Genomic DNA, 21,153 nt, shown 5'->3' on the forward strand with positions numbered 1-21,153 from the left:
CATGGCAACGTCTTCACCCGCTCAGAATGGGAAGGCCTATACCTATGTCGATCACTCCTATGATGTGATCGTCGTCGGCGCCGGCGGCGCCGGCCTGCGCGCCACGCTCGGCATGGCCGAACAGGGTTTCCGCACGGCCTGCATCACCAAGGTATTTCCGACCCGCTCGCACACGGTTGCCGCCCAGGGCGGTATTGCCGCCTCGCTGCAGAACATGACGCCGGATAGCTGGCAGTGGCACCTCTACGACACCGTCAAGGGGTCCGACTGGCTCGGCGATGTCGACGCCATGCAGTATCTCACCATGGAAGCCCCGAAGGCGGTCTATGAGCTGGAACATTACGGCGTGCCCTTCTCGCGCAACGAGGAAGGCAAGATTTACCAGCGTCCGTTTGGCGGCCATATGCAGAATTTCGGCGAAGGCCCGCCGGTGCAGCGCACCTGCGCTGTCGCCGACCGTACTGGCCACGCCATCCTGCACACGCTTTACGGCCAGTCGCTGCGCAACAATGCCGAGTTCTTCGTCGAGTATTTCGCGCTCGACCTGATCATGTCGGATGATGGCAGCCGCTGCACCGGCGTCATCGCCTGGTGCCTCGACGACGGTACGATCCATCGTTTCGCTGCCAAGATGGTAGTGCTCGCGACCGGCGGTTACGGCCGCGCCTATTTCTCGGCGACCTCGGCTCATACCTGCACCGGCGACGGCGGCGGGATGGTGGCCCGCGCCGGCCTGCCACTGCAGGATATGGAATTCGTGCAGTTCCATCCAACCGGCATCTACGGCTCCGGCTGTCTCATCACCGAGGGCGCGCGCGGCGAAGGCGGCTATCTCGTCAATTCCGAAGGCGAGCGCTTCATGGAGCGTTACGCGCCGTCGGCCAAGGACCTGGCCTCGCGCGACGTCGTTTCGCGCTGCATGACGCTGGAAATCCGCGAAGGCCGCGGTGTGGGCAAGAACAAGGACCACATCTTCCTGCATCTCGACCATCTCGATCCGGCCGTGCTGCACGAGCGCCTGCCGGGCATTTCCGAGAGCGCCAAGATCTTCGCAGGCGTCGATGTGACCCGCGAACCGATCCCGGTTCTGCCCACCGTTCACTACAATATGGGCGGTATTCCCACCAACTATTGGGGCGAAGTGCTGAACGCCGACAGCGCCAATCCGGAACGCATCATCCCCGGCCTGATGGCCGTCGGTGAAGCAGGTTGCGCATCGGTTCACGGGGCCAACCGTCTCGGCTCCAACTCGCTCATCGATCTCGTCGTCTTCGGCCGTGCGGCCGCGATCCGCGCCGGCGAGATCATCGATCGCAACGAGCCGGTGCCGGCGCTGAACAAGGCCGCCTGCGACAAGATCATGGATCGCTTCGACGGCCTGCGTTACGCCAATGGTGGCACGCCGACGGCGGTGCTGCGCGAGAAGATGCAGCGCGCCATGCAGGAGGATGCAGCGGTGTTCCGCACACAGGAATCGCTGGAATCCGGCTGCCGCCGTCTCTCGGAAATCTGGGGCGAGCTCAAGGATATAAAGGTCACCGACCGCTCGATGATCTGGAACTCCGACCTTGTCGAGACGCTGGAACTGCAGAACCTGATGGCCAACGCCATCACGACGATCTACGGCGCCGAAGCCCGCAAGGAAAGCCGCGGTTCGCATGCCCGCGAAGACTACACGTCAGGTCCCTTCGCAGGCCGCGACGACGTCAACTGGCGCAAGCACACGCTAGCCTGGGTCAACGAGGCGGGCGACGTGAAGCTCGACTACCGGCCTGTCCACACCGACCTCATCGCAGACGGTATCGATCCTCATAAGATCGAGCCGAAGGCCCGCGTATACTGATCAGAGGAACCTGACATGGTTGAACTCGCTCTCCCCAAGAACTCCCAGATGCGCGAAGGCAAGGTGTGGCCGAAGCCGGCGGGTGCCAAGAACACCCGCGAGTTCCGCGTCTATCGCTGGAGCCCGGATGACGGCCAGAACCCATCGATCGACACCTTCTATGTCGATGTCGACGATTGCGGCCCGATGGTTCTCGACGCTCTTCTCTACATCAAGAATAAGATCGATCCGACGCTGACGCTGCGCCGTTCCTGTCGTGAAGGCATCTGCGGTTCCTGCGCGATGAATATCGACGGCACGAACACGCTCGCTTGCACCAAGGGCATGGACGACATCAAGGGTGCGGTGAAGATCTACCCGCTGCCGCATATGCCTGTCGTCAAGGATCTGGTTCCCGATCTCAGCAATTTCTACGCCCAGCACCGCTCCATCGAGCCCTGGCTGAAGACGGTTTCGCCGACGCCGGCCAAGGAATGGAAGCAGAGCCATGAAGATCGTCAGAAGCTCGACGGCCTCTATGAGTGCATTCTTTGTGCCTGCTGCTCGACCTCCTGTCCGAGCTACTGGTGGAACGGCGACCGTTATCTCGGACCGGCCGTGCTGCTGCAGGCCTATCGCTGGCTGATCGATAGCCGTGACGAAGCGACCGGCGAGCGTCTCGACAATCTTGAGGATCCGTTCCGCCTTTATCGTTGCCACACGATCATGAACTGCGCGCAGACCTGCCCGAAGGGTCTAAACCCGGCCAAGGCAATCGCCGAAATCAAGAAAATGATGGTCGAGCGTCGCGTGTGAGCGTCGACGCCTCCATCGGATTCAATTGAGCATTATCTCGACTTCCCGAACGGATCGAACTTAATCAAGAACGAGACGGCCGGGCACAACACCTTGCTGACATATTTTATCAGCAAGAAGTCCGGCGAGAGGGTCGGTTGAATTGTGCCGGCCTTGCTATAGGTGTCACAAGGGCGGATTTGCGTTGTGCTGACTTGATTAACCAAAGTGAAATACGGTAATTCGAACCCAGAATTGAATATCTCTGCGGTTGAGGCGGACATTCGGGAGCTTGATGATGCAGTTGCGATATGTGGTGACGGGTCTAACGGCCGCTCTAGCCTTGGCGGGATGCCAGCGCACCTCATATGACTACAGCAGTAACAGCGCGCCTCCGCCGTTGACGGCGCAGCCGGTACCTTCCGTACAGGGCGGCCAGCTACCTCCTCCGACCGGACAGTTTCCTGCCGCTCCGACTTCAACGGCGCCGACCGCGGGTGTCCAGCCGGGCGGTGCTGCACCGGCGACTTCGCTTGATGTCACCAAGGAATCGATGGTCGGCAGCTGGCGTGTCAACGGCACCTGCGACATGTTCCTGACGCTCACCAATCTCGGCAGCGGATCGCGCGGCGGTACGCGCGGTTGCGTCGGTGAGCTGACAGCCATGGGTTCCTGGGAAGTGTCCGGCAAACAGGTTCTGCTCAAGGATCGCAGCGGCAACCAGATCGGCTCCGTCTACAAGGTTGCCGACAACAGCTTCAATGGCCAGACGACGACCGGGCAGCCGATCACCCTCAGCCGGTAAGACAGTCCGGCGGGGTTCCGCCGGTTACGCATAGGCGGACAAGCCCTCATGCAGCCAATGCCAGACTATTCGCTCAGCGTTACCGAGCAGCTCAAATCGCTGACTGCATCGGGGACGCTGCAGGTTGATTCTGCCCAGATGGATGTGGCCAAGTGCCTCGATCGGGTGCTTGCTGCTCTCAAGCGGAAACAACCCGCTGCCAAGAGCAGCGCGCTCGGCTGGTTGTTTGCTTCCAAGAAGAAGACCGAGGCCGGTATTAGAGGCCTCTACATCCATGGCAGCGTGGGGCGCGGCAAGACTATGCTCATGGATATGTTCTTCCAAATGGCGCCCTGCCGGAAAAAACGGCGCGCGCATTTCCACGAATTCATGGCGGATGTGCACAATCGCATCGCCGTCCATCGGCAAAAGCTGAAGAACGGCGAGACGAAGCAGGCCGATCCGATGCCGCCGGTCGCCGCTGCCCTTTTCGAGGAAGCGGAACTGCTCTGCTTCGACGAATTCACCGTCACCGATATCGCCGATGCGATGATCCTGTCGCGGCTGTTTTCCGAGCTTTTCGCGCGCGGCTGTGTGCTGGTGGCGACCTCGAATGTTGAGCCCGATAACCTCTACAAGGATGGCCTCAATCGCGGGCTTTTCCTGCCTTTCGTCGGTCTCCTCAAGAAACATGTCGAGATTGTCTCGCTCGATTCACCGACCGACTACCGGATGGAGAAGCTGAACAGTCAGCCGGTCTATCTCGTCCCGATCGATGAGCGCACCGACATGGCAATGGATGCGTCCTGGACGCAGGCGCTGCACGGCCGCAAGGCACAGCCAACGGAAATTGCGATGAAGGGGCGGGCAATCCATGTGCCCTTCGCCGTCGACCGCATGGCGCGCTTCTCCTTCTCCGATCTTTGCGACAAGCCGATGGGTGCTGCCGATTTCCTGGCCATTGCCGAACGCTTCGACATGATCTTCATCGATCACATTCCCTTGCTCGGCCCAGAAAAGCGGAACCAGATCAAACGCTTTATCATTCTGATCGATACGCTCTACGATCACGGCACCCGCCTCTATGCTTCGGCCGCCGCAATGCCCGAAGGTCTGCTCCTCGAAAGACGCGGCACCGAAGGCTTTGAATTCGATCGTACGGCATCCCGCCTTTTTGAGATGAGAAGCGCGGAGTATCTCGCGGCGCACCATGAACGGCGGGCTGCCGAGTAACACTTCAGTGACAAATAGTCTTACGTTTACGTAAGAATTTTGACATCTAAACGATTGAAATTGCTGCGCCAAAAATAGTGCATTGCCATTTTTGGGCTTTAGGTCTATGCGATGGCGGCATTGGGCGATGCCCGCGCGTCGCCCGACGGATTTTGATCGCAAAGGAAAAGCGAAATGGCGCGTAACAAGATCGCACTCATCGGTTCTGGCATGATTGGTGGCACGCTGGCGCATCTCGCCGGTCTGAAGGAACTGGGCGATATCGTCCTCTTCGACATTGCCGACGGCATTCCCCAAGGCAAGGGTCTCGACATCGCACAGTCCTCCCCGGTTGACGGTTTCGACGCCAACTTCACCGGCGCCAGCGACTATTCGGCGATCGAAGGCGCTGACGTCTGCATCGTCACCGCCGGCGTTCCGCGCAAGCCGGGCATGAGCCGCGACGACCTTCTCGGCATCAACCTTAAGGTGATGGAGCAGGTCGGCGCCGGCATCAAGAAGTATGCCCCGAACGCTTTCGTCATCTGCATCACCAACCCCCTCGACGCCATGGTCTGGGCGCTGCAGAAGTTCTCCGGGCTTCCGGCCAACAAGGTCGTCGGTATGGCCGGCGTTCTCGACTCCTCGCGCTTCCGCCTTTTCCTCGCCAAGGAATTCAACGTTTCCGTTCAGGACGTCACGGCCTTCGTTCTCGGCGGCCACGGCGACACGATGGTGCCGCTCGCCCGTTATTCGACCGTTGCCGGCATTCCGCTGACCGACCTCGTCACCATGGGCTGGGTCACCAAGGAGCGTCTCGAAGAGATCATCCAGCGCACCCGTGACGGCGGCGCCGAAATTGTCGGCCTCTTGAAGACCGGTTCAGCCTATTACGCTCCGGCTGCTTCCGCGATCGAAATGGCCGAATCCTACCTCAAGGACAAGAAGCGCGTTCTGCCTTGCGCTGCCCACCTCTCCGGCCAGTACGGCGTCAAGGACATGTATGTCGGCGTTCCCACCGTCATCGGTGCCGGCGGCGTCGAGCGCATCATCGAGATCGACCTCAACAAGACCGAGAAGGAGGCCTTCGACAAGTCCGTCGGCGCCGTCGCCGGTCTCTGCGAAGCCTGCATCAACATCGCGCCCGCTCTGAAGTAATCGGTGCGCTGACGTTATCGAAATAGGGACAAACCCATGAACATTCACGAATATCAGGCCAAGGCTCTGCTGAAGGGCTATGGCGCACCGGTCGCGCAGGGTGTGGCTATCCTCAAGGTTGAAGAAGCCGAGGCTGCCGCCAAGTCGCTTCCCGGCCCGCTCTACGTGGTCAAGAGCCAGATCCATGCGGGCGGCCGCGGCAAGGGCAAGTTCAAGGAGCTCGGTCCGGATGCCAAGGGCGGTGTTCGTCTTGCCAAGTCGATCGATGAAGTCGTTGCGCATGCCAAGGAAATGCTCGGCAATACGCTCGTGACGGCGCAGACCGGCGAAGCCGGCAAACAGGTCAACCGCCTCTACATCGAAGACGGTGCCGACATTGCTCGCGAGCTTTATTGTTCGCTTCTGGTCGATCGTTCGGTCGGCAAGGTGGCCTTCGTCGTTTCGACCGAAGGCGGCATGGATATCGAAGCCGTTGCTCACGACACGCCTGAGAAGATCCATACGATCGCCATCGATCCGGTAGCCGGCGTGACGGCTGCCGACGTTGCGACGATCTCCAAGGCGCTTCAGCTTGACGGTGCAGCCGTCGAAGACGCCAAGACGCTCTTCCCGGCGCTCTACAAGGCGTTCGGCGAAAAGGACATGGCCCTGCTCGAGGTCAATCCGCTGATCGTCATGAAGGACGGTCACCTGCGCGTCCTCGACGCAAAGATGTCTTTCGATGGCAACGCTTTGTTCCGTCATGATGACGTCAAGGCACTGCGGGACGAGACGGAAGAAGACGCCAAGGAAATCGAGGCCTCCAAGTGGGACCTTGCCTATGTCGCGCTCGACGGCAATATCGGCTGCATGGTCAACGGTGCTGGCCTTGCCATGGCGACGATGGACATCATCAAGCTCTACGGCAAGGAGCCGGCAAACTTCTGCGACGTCGGCGGCGGCGCCGGCAAGGAGAAGGTTGCTGCAGCCTTCAAGATCATCACCGCTGACCCCAAGGTCGAAGGTATTCTCGTCAACATCTTCGGCGGCATCATGAAGTGCGATGTCATTGCCGAGGGCGTCATTGCCGCGGTCAAGGAAGTCGGTCTCAAGGTTCCGCTCGTCGTTCGCCTTGAAGGCACCAACGTCGAGCTCGGCAAGAAGATCCTGAACGAGTCGGGTCTGGCAATCACGGCTGCTGACGATCTCGACGATGCGGCCAAGAAGATCGTTGCGGCGATCAACGGCTAATTTTGAAGGATCTGAAAGTATGTCCATTCTCGTCAACAAAGACACCAAAGTTCTGGTTCAGGGCCTAACCGGCAAGACCGGCACGTTCCACACCGAACAGGCGCTCGCTTACTACGGCACGCAGATGGTCGGCGGTATCCACCCGAAGAAGGGTGGCGAAACCTGGACCGGCTCCAAGGGCGAAAGCCTGCCGATCTTCGCAACCGTTGCTGAGGGCAAGGAAAAGACCGGCGCCAACGCGTCCGTCATCTATGTCCCGCCCGCAGGTGCAGCCGATGCGATCATCGAGGCGATCGACGCCGAGATCCCGTTCATCACCTGCATTACCGAAGGCATTCCGGTCATGGACATGGTTCGAGTCAAGGCTCGCCTCGACCGTTCCAAGTCGCGTCTGCTTGGCCCGAACTGCCCGGGCATCCTGACGCCGGAAGAATGCAAGATCGGCATCATGCCGGGCTCGATCTTCCGCAAGGGTTCGGTCGGTATCGTTTCCCGCTCGGGCACGCTGACCTACGAAGCTGTCTTCCAGACCTCCAATGAAGGTCTCGGCCAGACGACGGCTGTCGGCATCGGCGGCGACCCGGTCAAGGGCACCGAATTCATCGACGTGCTGGAAATGTTCCTGGCTGACGAAGCCACGACCTCGATCATCATGATCGGCGAAATCGGCGGCTCGGCTGAAGAAGACGCGGCACAGTTCCTCAAGGACGAGGCCAAGAAGGGCCGCAAGAAGCCGATGGCCGGCTTTATCGCTGGCCGTACGGCGCCGAAGGGCCGCACGATGGGCCATGCCGGTGCTGTGGTTTCCGGCGGCAAGGGCGATGCGGAATCGAAGATCGCGGCGATGGAATCGGCCGGCATCAAGGTGTCGCCATCTCCGGCTCGCCTCGGCAAGACGCTGGTTGAAGTCCTCAAGGGCTAATCCAACTTATATACCGGGCGGAGGAACGGCATCCTCGCCTCCGCCCGGCTCTCCACTTACTCAATGCGGATGTGCCGCGGACAGGCGGCAATCGGAATGCGGCAGCCGGCGATGAAGCCGGCAAATTCATCTAAGTCAGGAGGCGGACGGAAGCGTCCGCGTAACACCATGGCACGGCAAGAAGCCAACGAGCAATTTCAGATCACCTCGTTTCTGGATGGCGCCAATGCTGCCTATATCGAGCAGCTCTACGCCCGTTATGAGGACGATCCAAACTCGGTCGACGATCAGTGGCGGTCTTTCTTTAAGGCGCTGGAAGACGATCCTGCCGATGTGAAGAAGGCGGCCAAGGGAGCATCCTGGCGCAAGAAGAACTGGCCGTTGCAGGCAAGCGGCGATCTCGTCTCGGCGCTCGATGGCGACTGGGGCATCGTCGAAAAGGTCATCGAGACCAAGGTAAAGGCCAAGGCCGAAGCCGCCGGTCAGCCGGCAGGCGCTGCCGATGTGCTGCAGGCGACGCGCGATTCCGTCCGCGCCATCATGATGATCCGCGCCTACCGCATGCGTGGCCATCTGCACGCCAAGCTCGATCCGCTCGGCATCGCCGCCCCGGTCGATGACTATCACGAGCTTGCACCTGAAAATTATGGGTTTACGGCTGCCGATTACGATCGCAAGATTTTCATCGATAACGTGCTCGGCCTCGAATATGCGACCCTGCGCGAGATGATCGAAATCCTCGAGCGCACCTATTGCTCGACCCTCGGCGTCGAATTCATGCATATCTCCAATCCGGAAGAAAAGGCATGGATCCAGGAACGCATCGAAGGTCCGGACAAGGGTGTTGCCTTCTCCGCCGAAGGCAAGAAGGCAATCCTCGCCAAGCTGGTCGAAGCCGAAGGTTACGAACAGTTCCTCGACGTCAAGTTCAAGGGCACCAAGCGTTTCGGTCTCGACGGCGGTGAATCGCTGATTCCGGCGCTCGAGCAAATCCTGAAGCGTGGCGGTTCTCTCGGCCTCAAGGAAGCTGTTTTCGGGATGGCCCATCGCGGACGGCTGAACGTGCTTTCCCAGGTCATGGGTAAGCCGCACCGCGCCATCTTCCACGAGTTCAAGGGCGGTTCCTACGCGCCAGACGAAGTCGAAGGCTCCGGCGACGTGAAGTATCATCTTGGCGCTTCCTCCGACCGCGAATTCGACGGCAACAAGGTGCATGTCTCGCTGACGGCGAACCCGTCGCATCTTGAGATCGTCGACCCTGTCGTCATGGGCAAGGCTCGCGCCAAGCAGGACATGAGCGCTACGGTTTGGGACGGCGACATCATTCCGCTGTCCGAACGCTCCAAGGTTCTGCCGCTTCTCATCCACGGTGACGCAGCTTTCGCCGGCCAGGGCGTCATTGCCGAAATCCTCGGCCTGTCCGGTCTTCGCGGTCATCGCGTCGCCGGCACGATGCACGTCATCATCAACAACCAGATCGGCTTCACGACGAACCCGGCCTTCTCGCGCTCGTCGCCTTATCCGTCCGATGTCGCCAAGATGATCGAAGCGCCGATCCTGCACGTCAACGGCGACGATCCGGAAGCTGTCGTCTATGCGGCCAAGGTTGCGACCGAATTCCGCATGAAGTTCCACAAGCCTGTCGTGCTCGACATGTTCTGCTACCGCCGCTACGGGCACAATGAAGGCGATGAGCCGTCCTTCACGCAGCCGAAGATGTACAAGGTCATCCGTGGCCACAAGACGGTCCTGCAGCTCTATGCAGATCGTCTCGTCCGTGAAGGCCTGCTGACCGACGGCGAAGTCGAAAAGATGAAGGCTGACTGGCGCGCCCATCTCGAGCAGGAGTTCGAGGCTGGCCAGCACTACAAGCCGAACAAGGCCGACTGGCTGGATGGAGAATGGTCCGGCCTGCGCACGGCTGACAATGCCGACGAACAGCGACGCGGCAAGACTGCCGTGCCTATGAAGACGCTCAAGGATATCGGCCGCAAGCTGTCGGAAATTCCTGAAGGCTTCAATGCGCACCGCACGATCCAGCGCTTCATGGAAAACCGCGCCAACATGATCCAGAGTGGCGAAGGCCTCGATTGGGCGATGGCCGAAGCGCTGGCTTTCGGTGCGCTCGTCGTCGAAGGCCACAAGATCCGCCTGTCCGGTCAGGATTGCGAACGCGGCACCTTCTCGCAGCGCCATTCGGTTCTCTACGATCAGGAAACCGAAGAGCGCTACATTCCGCTCGCGAACCTGTCGCCGACGCAGGCCCGTTACGAAGTCATCAACTCGATGCTTTCGGAAGAAGCCGTTCTCGGCTTCGAATACGGTTACTCGCTGGCCCGCCCGAATGCGCTGACGCTCTGGGAAGCCCAGTTCGGCGACTTCGCAAACGGTGCACAGGTCGTATTCGACCAGTTCATCTCGTCTGGCGAACGCAAGTGGCTGCGCATGTCGGGTCTCGTCTGCCTGCTGCCGCATGGCTATGAGGGACAGGGGCCGGAACACTCGTCGGCCCGTCTGGAGCGCTTTCTCCAGCTGTGCGCGGAAGACAACATGCAGGTCGCCAACGTCACGACCCCGGCGAACTACTTCCACATCCTGCGCCGCCAGCTGAAGCGTGACTTCCGCAAGCCGCTGATCCTGATGACGCCGAAGTCGCTGCTGCGCCACAAGCGCGCGGTTTCGACGCTTGCCGAAATGGCCGGTGAATCCTCCTTCCACCGTCTCCTGTGGGACGATGCGGAGGTCATCAAGGATGGCCCGATCAAGCTGCAGAAGGATGCCAAGATCCGTCGCGTCGTCATCTGCACCGGCAAGGTCTATTACGACCTGCTGGAAGAGCGTGAAAAGCGCGGCATCGATGACATCTACCTGTTACGCATCGAACAGCTTTATCCGTTCCCGGCCAAGGCGCTCATCAACGAGCTGTCGCGCTTCCGCAATGCGGAAATGGTCTGGTGCCAGGAAGAGCCGAAGAACATGGGTGCATGGTCGTTCATCGACCCGTATCTGGAATGGGTGCTCGCCCATATCGATGCGAAGTATCAGCGTGTTCGATACACGGGTCGCCCGGCCGCCGCTTCGCCGGCGACGGGCCTGATGTCCAAGCATCTGTCGCAGCTCGCCGCGTTCCTTGAGGATGCGCTGGGCGGCTAACAAAAAGGGGAATCGCGGTGGCATATTTTTTCATGAGACTCGTGCCGCCGCGCCCCACGTTTCCGCATGATGGGACCGGGGAGGAAATGGCGGCGATGAAGCGCCATGCCGAATATTGGCACCAGAAGGCTGTTGCGGGATCGGCGATTGCCGTCGGTCCAGTCTTCGAGACTGGAGGGGCTTTCGGCATCGCCATCGTCGAGGTTGCGGATCAGGCGGCAGCCAAGGCGCTTGCCGATGCGGACCCGATCGTCACTTCCGGCTTCGGTTTCCGTTTCGATGTCTCCCCAATGCCCTCAATCATTCTCCGGCCGCAGACCGGGACCGCTATCTAACACGATAACAAGCACAATCAGGATTTGAACAATGGCCACAGAAATCCGCGTTCCAACACTCGGTGAATCCGTCAGCGAGGCAACCGTCGGCACCTGGTTCAAGAAGGTCGGCGATGCCATCAAGGCCGACGAGCCCATTCTCGAGCTTGAAACCGACAAGGTGACCATCGAAGTTCCGGCTCCGGCTTCCGGCACGCTCGCCGAAATCGTTGCCCAGGCTGGCGAAACGGTTGGCCTCGGCGCGCTTCTCGGCCAGATCGCCGAAGGTGCGGCCGCCGCTGCAGCTCCTGCCGCCGCAGCTCCGGCAGCAGCACCCGCCGCTCCGGCTCCGACACCTGCTGCTTCTGCGGCACCGGCTGCCGCCGCTGCAGCTCCGGCCGCTTCCGTGTCGACCATGCCGCCGGCTCCGGCTGCAGCAAAGATGCTGGCAGAAAACAATCTTTCGGCCGATCAGGTCGATGGCAGCGGCAAGCGCGGCCAGGTTCTGAAGGGTGATGTCATTGCTGCCGTCGCCAAGGCTGCAGTCGCTCCGGCTGCTGCTCCGACAGCTCCTGCCGCGCCACGTGGTCCGTCGACGGTCGAGGATGCCGCCCGCGAAGAGCGCGTGAAGATGACGCGCCTGCGCCAGACGATCGCCAAGCGCCTCAAGGACGCACAGAACACGGCCGCCATGCTGACCACCTACAACGAGGTGGACATGAAGGCAGTCATGGACCTGCGCAACAAGTACAAGGACATTTTCGAGAAGAAGCACGGCGTGAAGCTCGGCTTCATGGGCTTCTTCACCAAGGCTGTCACGCACGCGCTGAAGGAACTGCCGGCCGTTAACGCCGAAATCGACGGCACCGACATCATCTACAAGAACTACTGCCATGTCGGCATGGCCGTCGGCACCGACAAGGGCCTCGTCGTCCCGGTTATCCGCGACGCCGACCAGATGTCGATCGCCGAGATCGAGAAGGAGCTCGGTCGTCTCGCCAAGGCAGCCCGTGACGGTTCGCTCTCCATGGCCGAGATGCAAGGCGGCACCTTCACCATCACCAATGGCGGTGTCTACGGTTCGCTGATGTCCTCCCCGATCCTGAACGCCCCGCAGTCGGGCATTCTCGGCATGCACAAGATCCAGGAGCGTCCGGTCGCCATCGGCGGTCAGGTCGTCATCCGCCCGATGATGTATCTGGCGCTCTCCTACGACCACCGTATCGTCGACGGCAAGGAAGCCGTGACGTTCCTCGTGCGCGTCAAGGAAAGCCTGGAAGATCCGGAACGTCTGGTTCTGGACCTCTAAGCGGAGCGATCTGCCATGCGAGACCGGATCATGCGAGCGGCGGGCGCAGTATTCTGCGCCACGGTTGCCTTCATACCGGTTTCGGCTTTTGCCTTTGATGTGAGCAAGGCAAGCAGCAATTTCGACCTCGTGTCGCTCAGCGATGCGGAGCTTTCCGCACGCTCCATCAAGACCGTCGATATGGGCAATGTCGAGCTCACCTCGGGCCGTATCGTTGCCGCCGATCCCCTGGCACAGCCGGACCGGCCGGCATTTGCAAGAACGGTTCCTGCCGGCGAGTATCCGGTGCGGCTCTATGAGGCGTTCGGACGGGTTGCGGCTGCCAGCATGCGCTTTGCCGAGGGCAAGCCCGGTCATTGGGAGCTTGCGACCGTTCCGGGTCAGGACGTAGCTACGCTGAGGGATGACGAGATTTTCGGCTACCCCGTCGATGCCGGCCTCGGCAGCTATATGGATGCCGACACACTTGTGCTGATGGGGGAGCGTGCGCAGCAGGTACAGGTTCAGAAGCCCGATTCCGACGCGAACTATTATGACGACGTGCTGGCCCCAGAGCTCGATGCCAACAAGGGTGTCTATGCCCTGCACCGGCCGGTGGCCGGCAAGAAGGGCAATGTCGCGATTTTCTGGAGCGGCTCGGGCGACGGCTTCTATCCGGTCTTCTGGGGTATGGACAAAGACGAGCATCCACTGGTGCTGCTGACGGATTTCCAGGTCATCAAGAACGCTGACGGGCGCAGAAAGCCGAGCCTATAATGGATGGGGAACATATGGCGATAAAGCGGAAAGGTCTGGCAGCGATCGTGATCGCCGCTCTGTCCTGGGCGCCGGTTTCCGCCGTCGCTGCCGAGTGCAAGCAGGCCAACGCGATCTATGGAGATCGTGACGGTGCCTATGAACTACGCTTCTCGCCGATTACCTCCGAGGCCATGACCTCAACCCATCAGTTCAAGCTCAGCGCGTTGAAGAGCCCTGTCGTCATGAATGGCTATGTCATGTCCTCTGAGGATCCGGAGCGGACCATGGGCATGGCGATGTTCAACTGCCCGGACGGCGACGTCACTGGCGCCGATCTCGACGCCTGCATGGTCTGGCAGGGTTTCGTCTATCGCGCAAGCGCCGGTGGCGGGCTCGACAATCTTCAGTCCGGCGATAGCCCGGCCGCGGAAAAGATCGTCTTTCCCGGCCTCGGCCCGGCGATACGCCAGTCTTCGGCTTGGGGTGACGGCAAGGCAAAGGTCGCGCCGTGGGATGTCCTCGATTTCAAAGGATGCGCACAATGACTGATGGTCCTGTTCTGCTCGTGACCGGCGGCAGCCGTGGCATTGGTGCTGCCGCTTGCTTGGTTGCGGCTCGCCATGGCTGGCGCGTTGCCGTGAACTACGCCTCTAACGAGGCTGCGGCGAACGCCGTCGTTTCCGGGATCAAGAAGGCTGGCGGCGATGCGATCGCAATCAAGGGTGATGTCGGCAACGCCGCCGATATCATGTCCATGTTCGGGGCGGTCGACAAGCATTTCGGGCGGCTGGACGGGCTGGTGAACAATGCCGGTATCGTCGATTACACCGCGCGTGTTGATGAAATGTCAGCTGATCGTCTCGAACGGATGATGCGGATCAATGTGACCGGTTCCATTCTCTGCGCCGGTGAGGCGGTGCGGCGCATGTCGACCGCGCATGGCGGGCAGGGCGGCGCGATCGTCAACATCTCCTCCATGGCCGCAGTGCTCGGCGGATCTGGGCAATATGTCGACTATGCCGCCTCCAAGGGAGCCATCGATGCTTTTACGGTTGGGCTTTCCAAAGAAGTCGCGGCTGAAGGCATCAGAGTGAATGCGATCCGCCCCGGCATCATCGAAACGGATATTCATGCCTCCGGCGGACAGCCGGACAGGCCGAAAGAAATGGCTTCATCGATTCCGATGAAGCGAGCTGGACAAGCGGAGGAAGTAGCCGATGCGATCGTCTATCTGCTCTCGCCTTCGGCATCCTACATAACGGGCGCGATCCTCAATGTGAGCGGCGGGCGCTAGTCAATAACGTAAAAGGAAAAAGCAATGTCCTATGATGTGATTGTTATCGGAACCGGCCCCGGCGGCTATGTCGCGGCAATCAAGGCTGCCCAGCTCGGCCTCAAGGTCGCCGTCGTCGAGAAGCGCGCCACCTATGGCGGCACCTGCTTGAATGTCGGCTGCATCCCTTCAAAGGCGCTGCTGCATGCTTCCGAAATGTTTCACGCAACGCATCACATGGAAGAGCTTGGCATCGAAGTAGCCGCTCCGAAGCTCAATCTTGAAAAAATGCTGGCGCATAAGGATGCGACGGTAAAGTCCAATGTCGACGGCGTTGCCTTCCTGTTCAAGAAGAACAAGATCGATGCCTTCCATGGCACTGGCAAGATCGTTTCTGCCGGCAAGGTCTCGGTGACCGCCGAAGACGGCACGGTTCAGGAGATCGAAGGCAAGAACATCGTCATCGCCACGGGTTCCGACGTCGCCGGCATTCCGGGCGTCAAGGTCGATATCGATGAGAAGATCATCGTATCCTCCACCGGCGCTATCGCGCTGGAAAAGGTGCCGGAAACCATGATCGTCGTCGGCGGCGGCGTCATCGGCCTCGAGCTCGGTTCGGTCTGGTCGCGTCTGGGCACGAAGGTGACGGTCATCGAGTTTCTCGACAAGATCCTCGGGGCGATGGATGCCGATGTCTCCAAGCAGTTCCAGCGCATGCTCGGCAAGCAGGGTATCGATATTAAACTGAGCTCCAAGGTGACCGGTGTTGAAAAGGCTGAAAATGGCGCCAAGGTGACGTTCGAGCCGGTCGCAGGTGGTGCGGCCCAGACGCTCGAAGCCGATGTGGTGCTGATCTCGACCGGCCGCATTCCCTACACGGCAGCCCTTGGCCTGGAAGAAGCCGGCGTTAAGCTCGACAATCGTGGCCGCGTCGAAATCGACGGCCACTTCAAGACCAATGTCGAGGGTATCTACGCGATCGGCGACGTTGTGAAGGGACCGATGCTGGCGCACAAGGCCGAAGACGAAGGGGTGGCACTTGCCGAAATCCTTGCCGGCCAGCACGGCCATGTGAATTACGACGTCATCCCGAGCGTCGTCTACACGCAGCCGGAGGTCGCCTCCGTCGGCAAGACCGAGGAAGAGCTGAAGGCCGCCGGTGTCGCTTACAAGGTGGGCAAGTTCCCATTCACGGCAAACGGCCGCGCCCGCGCGATGCTGGCGACCGAAGGTTTCGTGAAGATCCTGTCCGACAAGGAAACCGATCGCGTGCTCGGCGGCCATATCGTCGGCTTCGGCGCCGGTGAAATGATCCACGAGATTGCCGTGCTGATGGAATTCGGCGGTTCGGCAGAAGACCTCGGCCGCACCTGCCATGCGCATCCGACCATGTCGGAAGCGGTGAAGGAAGCAGCGCTCGCCGCCTTCTTCAAGCCTATCCATCTGTAAGATTAAATATCAGCAATCATTCATAATGCCGCTTGCCTTCGGGCAGGCGGCGTTTTTTATTTGACAGGCAAGCTTTGCTAACTATTTGACGAAAGACAAGAAAATGAATGATCGCGTTGTTGTCGGCTACAGCCTCTCCCAGCGTTTCCTTCACTGGACGACCGTGCTCCTGGTCCTCTTCAATCTTCTTTTGCCTGACGGCATGAATGCCTGGTACCGGCTTGTCCGTCATGGCGACACGCCATCGCCGGAACAGATCGCTTCGGCCAATATCCACGCCTATGTGGGTATCGCGATCCTGCTTATGACGATCCTGAGGCTCGGCCTGCGTTTCGTACAGGGTATACCGCCTGAAGCCGCAGACGAATCGGCGATCTTTCGGCTCGCAGCGCGGCTCGCGCATACGAGCCTCTATCTGCTGCTGCTTGCCCTGCCGGCTTCAGGCATTGCGGTCTATTATTTTGGTGTGGAAGCATTGGGCACGCTGCATGCTGACGTCCTGAAGCTCATCCTCTGGATCGTCATTGTCGCGCATGTCTTTGGTGCGCTGGCCCACCAGTTCTATTGGAAGACAGATGCATTGCGGCGGATGACGGTCGGTTAGGCGATAAGGCGGTCAGTTCACCGCCGTGACCGTGAAGCCCTGCTGGCGCAGCAGTTCGATGACACCTTCCTTGCCCGGAAGGTGCAGGGCTCCGACGGCCATGAAGACGTTGCCGTTGGCGAAGATGGGGGCGGCGCGCTCAGCCATCACCTTGTTGCGGTCGAGGATGATGCGCTGTTCGAAGGCGGCGTAGTCGCTGTCCTCGTCGCTGCCTTCGGACGTGACCGTCTTCAGCATCGGCATGGTCATGCCGATATCGCCGGAGAGATAGATATCGGTCATGGTCTCGACCACGTCGTTCATCTTGGCTCCGAGTTCCAAGGTCTCAATCAGCGACTTCAGATGAAATTCGATCGGCAGCTCGGCCATGGCCTGCAGCTGTTCTGCCAGGGTTTCCAGCCCCTTGACCTGCTTGCCTTCAGCGGCCGCGTCGGCAGCGATCTTCTGATCGAGGAACTGCACGCCCTGGGCCTTGCGGGCGATCTCGCAGGCGGGCAGCGCCACGGCGCTGGCAATCATCCAGGGGCGCATGCGGGAAACGGCCGAGAGCGGGATACCGCGCTGCTTCAGCCCGGTTTCGAGGCGGGTATAGTCTTCAGGCGAAAGAAGCTTTTCAATAGTGGTGCCGTCCGTGAACATCATCAGGTCCGGTTGCATCAGAAGCGATGCAGTGGCCTTCTTCTCATCGAGGACCTCGTCTGATTCTATGACGATCGTGTCGGCACCGTCACGGGCTTCCTGCGCGCGGGCCGGCAGGTTCAAGACGCGCGGATCGGTGACGTGCATGGTGCCGAGCAGCCAGGAGGTTTTGAAACCCGGTTTTTCGATTTTCCAGAAGATGCCTTTGCCGTTCGGTGTGGCATCTGCCTCTTTCACCGCTTCGGCATATCGGTCCGGTTCGTTCTGCTGCAGCTCCGTCAGCAGGTTCTTTCCGGTGCAACTGTCCTCGGCGGCATCGGCCGGCGTGACGGAAAAGACGACAGCGAGCAATGCGGCGGCAAGCAGCATGTGAAAGGCGGCGATCAGCCAGAGCAGGACATTGCCCGGCTGCGCGATACGCAAAGTGCGGTGGCCGATGGAGATCGTCATGATGGTAATCCGGTCACATGTGCTTCAAGCCTCATGCTCTACGCCGGGCTTGCGCATATTCCTTTAAGAGACAGCGTTAACGAAGGCTTACGCGCGCGGATGCGCCTTATCATACACTTCCAGAAGCCTTGATGCATCGACGCCGGTATAGATCTGCGTGGTGGAGAGGCTGGCGTGGCCGAGCAATTCCTGAATGGTGCGCAGGTCGCCGCCGCCGGCCAGCAGATGCGTGGCGAAGGAATGGCGCAGTGCATGCGGCGTCGCCGTTTCCGGCAGGCCGAAAGCGCTCCGAAGCTTCTGCATGGCGCGCTGGACGATGGCAGGCTGCAGCGGACCGCCACGGGCGCCGCGAAAGAGCGGCTCGCCTTCGTCAAGATGAAAGGGGCAGAGCGCTCGATATTTCTCGACAGCTTCGAAAACGATGGGCAACAACGGCACGAGGCGCGTCTTGTTGCCTTTGCCTGTGATGCGCAGCGTCGTCGTGCCGGCTTTGATATCGGCGAGCGTCAGGCCGAGCGCTTCGGAAATGCGCAGGCCGCAACCATAAAGCAGCGTCATGACGGCGGCATCGCGCGCGGCAATCCATGGCTCGTCATGGAGCTGGGCTTCGTTGCTGACAACGGTGATGGCCTGTCTGTCCGACAGAGGCTTCGGAAGAGATTTCGGTTGCTTCGGAGATCGCACGGCGCCGGCGCCTGCCGCATTCGCGAGGCCCTTCTTCTCAAGGTGACGCAGGAAAGAGCGAATGCCGGCGAGATTGCGGGCTACCGAGCGAGCGCCGGAGCCCTCCTTGCGCCGAGCCGCCAAAAAGGCGCGGAAGTCTGCCGGGCGCAGCGCCTCGATATCGCGCAGCGTTGTCGGACCGCCGAGATGACCGGTCATGAAGGTCAGGAACTGACGCGTGTCACGCTCATAGGCATCGAGCGTATGGTCGGAAAGGCGGCGTTCCCGGGCGAGGTTTTCGAGCCAGGCGCTTCGTTCCGCCATCAGGTGCGGATCGGCGACGATCAGGAGTTCATTCACGGTCATGGCTCTTGAATTTGATTTCCGTGACGCCAATTCTGAAACAGTGGCGTTATGGAATTGCTAATGCTTGCCAAGCTCTTGTCATGTATCGATCATAATTCATTGAGATAGCTTATAGCTTCCGTAAAATAGGAATTTTCATGGCACAGCGCGATTCCATGACGGCCTTTGGACAGCTCGCGGAAGCGATTGCCCTGGTTTCACACGGAAAGCCCGGCCATATCGTCGATACGCTGATTGCCGAGCGCGGACAGAAGATCGTCCGCCATCCTCTGTGGCCGCTCATGCGGCCGTTTCTCTATACGCTGCTGCGCTACAATAAGGCGATCGAATTCGCCAATGATGTCGCCAACATGCCGGGCTTCCAGTCGTTCGAATATATGAGCAACCTGCTGAAGCTCGACATCAACGTCACCAATGCCGAGCGCATTCCGGCATTCGGCGGTTTCATTCTCGTCAGCAATCATCCAACCGGCATTGCCGATGGCGTAGCAGTGTTCGATCTGCTGAAGACGCGCCGGCCGGATATGATGTTCTTCGCTAACCGCGATGCGGTACGCGTCAATCCGCGCTTTGCAGAAATGATCATCCCAGTCGAATGGCGCGAGGAATTCAAGAGCAAAATCAAAGCGCGCGAGACGCTGCAGCTCACCAACCATGCGGTGAAGGAAGGCAAGGCGACCGTGCTCTTCCCTTCGGGCCGCATCGCCTATTGGGCGAACGGGCGATTGAACGAGCGGCCGTGGAAAACCTCCGCCGTCGGCCTTGCCCGCAAGTACGGTCTGCCGATCCTCCCTGTTCACATGACGGCGCGCAATTCCGGGCTCTTCTACTGGTTTGCCAAATGGTCGACCGAACTGCGCGACATGACGGTCTTCTATGAACTCCTGAACAAGAAGGGTGACCGTTTCGATTTCGTCATCGGCAATCTCATTCCCGCAGAAGAGCTCGACGGCGATCTGAACGAGGTGACGAAGGCGCTGGAAAGGCACACGGTCCATGACATGGCTGTTGATGGCGACTCACGCTTCGTGCCTGTGTCTCGGCAACTGTTGCCGGAGCCCATTGCGGCCCATTCTTTTTAGCGTTGCTTTGCGCTAAAGCGGAAGCATGCGTCTTCGCTCCATGTTTGCCAAGAATTATCGGTCACTGCGCTCGATCCGCATGGATCTGGCGGATACGACGTTATTTCTCGGCGAGAACGGTGCCGGCAAGTCCAATCTCTATCGTGCGCTGCAGCTTGTGCAGGCGGCGGTTCGCGGGCGGCTGGCCTATGAGCTTGCCTCCGAGGGCGGCATGTTCTCGGCCCTCTGGTCGGGGACACGTCGTAAATCCGACGGTCCTGCCCGCATTCGTCTGGAGGTAGAGATTGTCGACGAAGAGCGGGCGATCACATTTCGATATTATGTCGAGGCTGGGCTGCGTCCGCCGATAGATGCGGCAGGTTTTGCGCTGGAGCCGCAGATCAAGGCCGAGGAACTTTCCGTCGAAGCCGGTCGCCGCGCCGTGACAATGATGAAGCGCGCCGGTCCCGGCATTTCCGTTCGCGATGCGGCAGGGCGGATGCAGGATTATCCTGACGAGGCAATGACATCGGAGAATGCAATCGCTCTGCTCGGCGATGCCGGTCATTTTCCCGAGATAGCTGCCTTCCGCCGTATCGTCAGCAACTGGCGTTTTTTCCACGGTTTTCGCACGGACAGGGCTTCGCCGCTTCGCCATCCCTGCCTTGCCGTCACCAGCCCTATGCTGGACGAGGATGGTGCCAATCTCGCCGCCGTCTTTGCGACGCTCGCCCATACGCGGCAGGATACGTTTGAGCTCGATAGGATCCTGGCATCGGCGTTGGGCGGCGCACGGTTGGTCGTGCCGGAACCGCTCGAGACAGCGGAATTTGGCTTGATGCTGCCGGACTTCCCGCACCGCGTCTTCCATCCGCGTGAATTGTCTGACGGGCAGATTCGCTTTCTCGGTCTTGCCGCCGCGTTGCTCTCCTACAGGCTGCCGCCGCTCATCGCCCTGAATGAGCCTGAGGCGAGCCTGCATCCCGACATGCTGGTGCCTCTCGCCGACATGATCGCTGAAGCGTCAAAGAGCAGCCAGGTCTGGATCGTGACTCATTCGGTGCAACTGGCAGAGGCCGTGCGCGAACGCTGCGGCGTTCGCCCGCGAAAGGTTATCCGAGAAAACGGCGCCACGTGGATCGAAGGCATGCGGCTGACGGGAGCGATCGCCGGTGAAGACGATGACGACGATTAAGCGTCATTTCCGGCGG

The 21,153-nt window shown here is 60.3% G+C and carries 19 protein-coding genes; 17 read left to right on the top strand and 2 right to left on the bottom strand.

Annotation, left to right across the window (positions count from 1 at the left end; genetic code table 11):
- Position 1: 1 nt before the first annotated feature.
- The 15 genes from sdhA to JNB85_RS17910 all read left to right on the top strand — a co-directional run bounded on the left by sdhA (position 2) and on the right by JNB85_RS17910 (position 16,763).
- Complete coding sequence (gene sdhA / locus JNB85_RS17840) at positions 2-1,843, top strand: succinate dehydrogenase flavoprotein subunit (RefSeq protein ID WP_220335661.1); 1,842 nt, start codon at positions 2-4, stop codon at positions 1,841-1,843.
- A 15-nt stretch (positions 1,844-1,858) separates the two neighbouring features.
- Positions 1,859-2,638 carry a succinate dehydrogenase iron-sulfur subunit gene (locus JNB85_RS17845; RefSeq protein WP_220335662.1) on the top strand — a complete coding sequence of 260 codons (780 nt, stop codon included), beginning with the start codon at positions 1,859-1,861 and terminating at the stop codon, positions 2,636-2,638.
- Positions 2,639-2,915: 277 nt separating this feature from the next.
- Complete coding sequence (locus JNB85_RS17850) at positions 2,916-3,422, top strand: protease inhibitor Inh/omp19 family protein (RefSeq protein WP_220335663.1); 507 nt, start codon at positions 2,916-2,918, stop codon at positions 3,420-3,422.
- A 48-nt stretch (positions 3,423-3,470) separates the two neighbouring features.
- Positions 3,471-4,634 carry a cell division protein ZapE gene (zapE, locus tag JNB85_RS17855; RefSeq protein ID WP_220335664.1) on the top strand — a complete coding sequence of 388 codons (1,164 nt, stop codon included), beginning with the start codon at positions 3,471-3,473 and terminating at the stop codon, positions 4,632-4,634.
- Between the two features lie 174 nt (positions 4,635-4,808).
- Positions 4,809-5,771: a malate dehydrogenase gene (gene mdh / locus JNB85_RS17860; protein ID WP_220335665.1), complete on the top strand. Its 963-nt coding sequence runs from the start codon at positions 4,809-4,811 to the stop codon at positions 5,769-5,771.
- A 36-nt stretch (positions 5,772-5,807) separates the two neighbouring features.
- Entirely contained in the window at positions 5,808-7,001 is a 1,194-nt protein-coding gene (sucC, locus tag JNB85_RS17865; protein ID WP_220335666.1) for an ADP-forming succinate--CoA ligase subunit beta, read from the top strand.
- A 19-nt stretch (positions 7,002-7,020) separates the two neighbouring features.
- On the top strand, positions 7,021-7,923 hold the full coding sequence (gene sucD / locus JNB85_RS17870) for a succinate--CoA ligase subunit alpha (protein ID WP_112545610.1): 903 nt from the start codon (positions 7,021-7,023) through the stop codon (positions 7,921-7,923).
- 168 nt (positions 7,924-8,091) lie between these two features.
- Positions 8,092-11,076, top strand: coding sequence for a 2-oxoglutarate dehydrogenase E1 component (locus tag JNB85_RS17875; RefSeq protein ID WP_220335667.1), 2,985 nt, complete (start codon positions 8,092-8,094; stop codon positions 11,074-11,076).
- A 17-nt stretch (positions 11,077-11,093) separates the two neighbouring features.
- Positions 11,094-11,411, top strand: coding sequence for a YciI family protein (locus JNB85_RS17880; protein WP_220335668.1), 318 nt, complete (start codon positions 11,094-11,096; stop codon positions 11,409-11,411).
- Positions 11,412-11,442: 31 nt separating this feature from the next.
- Positions 11,443-12,699, top strand: a complete 1,257-nt coding sequence (gene odhB / locus JNB85_RS17885; RefSeq protein WP_220335669.1) for a 2-oxoglutarate dehydrogenase complex dihydrolipoyllysine-residue succinyltransferase — start codon at positions 11,443-11,445, stop codon at positions 12,697-12,699.
- A gap of 15 nt (positions 12,700-12,714) precedes the next feature.
- On the top strand, positions 12,715-13,455 hold the full coding sequence (locus JNB85_RS17890) for a DUF4241 domain-containing protein (RefSeq protein ID WP_220335670.1): 741 nt from the start codon (positions 12,715-12,717) through the stop codon (positions 13,453-13,455).
- 14 nt (positions 13,456-13,469) lie between these two features.
- Positions 13,470-13,982 (top strand): hypothetical protein, encoded by a 513-nt coding sequence (locus JNB85_RS17895; RefSeq protein ID WP_223216526.1) that lies wholly within the window; start codon positions 13,470-13,472, stop codon positions 13,980-13,982.
- Entirely contained in the window at positions 13,979-14,731 is a 753-nt protein-coding gene (locus tag JNB85_RS17900) for an SDR family oxidoreductase (RefSeq protein ID WP_220335672.1), read from the top strand. Before JNB85_RS17895 ends, JNB85_RS17900 begins: the two co-directional genes overlap by 4 nt.
- A gap of 24 nt (positions 14,732-14,755) precedes the next feature.
- Positions 14,756-16,159 (top strand): dihydrolipoyl dehydrogenase, encoded by a 1,404-nt coding sequence (gene lpdA, locus JNB85_RS17905; RefSeq protein ID WP_220335673.1) that lies wholly within the window; start codon positions 14,756-14,758, stop codon positions 16,157-16,159.
- Between the two features lie 103 nt (positions 16,160-16,262).
- Positions 16,263-16,763: a cytochrome b gene (locus tag JNB85_RS17910; RefSeq protein WP_220335674.1), complete on the top strand. Its 501-nt coding sequence runs from the start codon at positions 16,263-16,265 to the stop codon at positions 16,761-16,763.
- Between the two features lie 12 nt (positions 16,764-16,775).
- On the opposite strand, the gene JNB85_RS17915 is transcribed toward JNB85_RS17910, so the two are convergent.
- Together JNB85_RS17915 and JNB85_RS17920 are read right to left on the bottom strand one after the other, a co-directional pair.
- A complete protein-coding gene (locus tag JNB85_RS17915) occupies positions 16,776-17,852 on the bottom strand; it encodes a TraB/GumN family protein (RefSeq protein WP_220335675.1) in 1,077 nt (358 codons plus the stop codon).
- Between the two features lie 87 nt (positions 17,853-17,939).
- Positions 17,940-18,875, bottom strand: a complete 936-nt coding sequence (locus JNB85_RS17920) for a tyrosine recombinase XerC (protein ID WP_220335676.1) — start codon at positions 18,873-18,875, stop codon at positions 17,940-17,942.
- A gap of 143 nt (positions 18,876-19,018) precedes the next feature.
- On the opposite strand from JNB85_RS17920, the gene JNB85_RS17925 reads away from it, so the two are divergent.
- Together JNB85_RS17925 and JNB85_RS17930 are read left to right on the top strand one after the other, a co-directional pair.
- Complete coding sequence (locus tag JNB85_RS17925; protein WP_220335677.1) at positions 19,019-19,963, top strand: GNAT family N-acetyltransferase; 945 nt, start codon at positions 19,019-19,021, stop codon at positions 19,961-19,963.
- Positions 19,964-19,988: 25 nt separating this feature from the next.
- Complete coding sequence (locus tag JNB85_RS17930; RefSeq protein ID WP_220335678.1) at positions 19,989-21,137, top strand: AAA family ATPase; 1,149 nt, start codon at positions 19,989-19,991, stop codon at positions 21,135-21,137.
- Positions 21,138-21,153: the final 16 nt, after the last annotated feature.

This window comes from Rhizobium mesosinicum (assembly GCF_019511345.1).
In the GTDB taxonomy this organism is placed as follows: Bacteria; Pseudomonadota; Alphaproteobacteria; order Rhizobiales; family Rhizobiaceae; genus Rhizobium; species Rhizobium mesosinicum.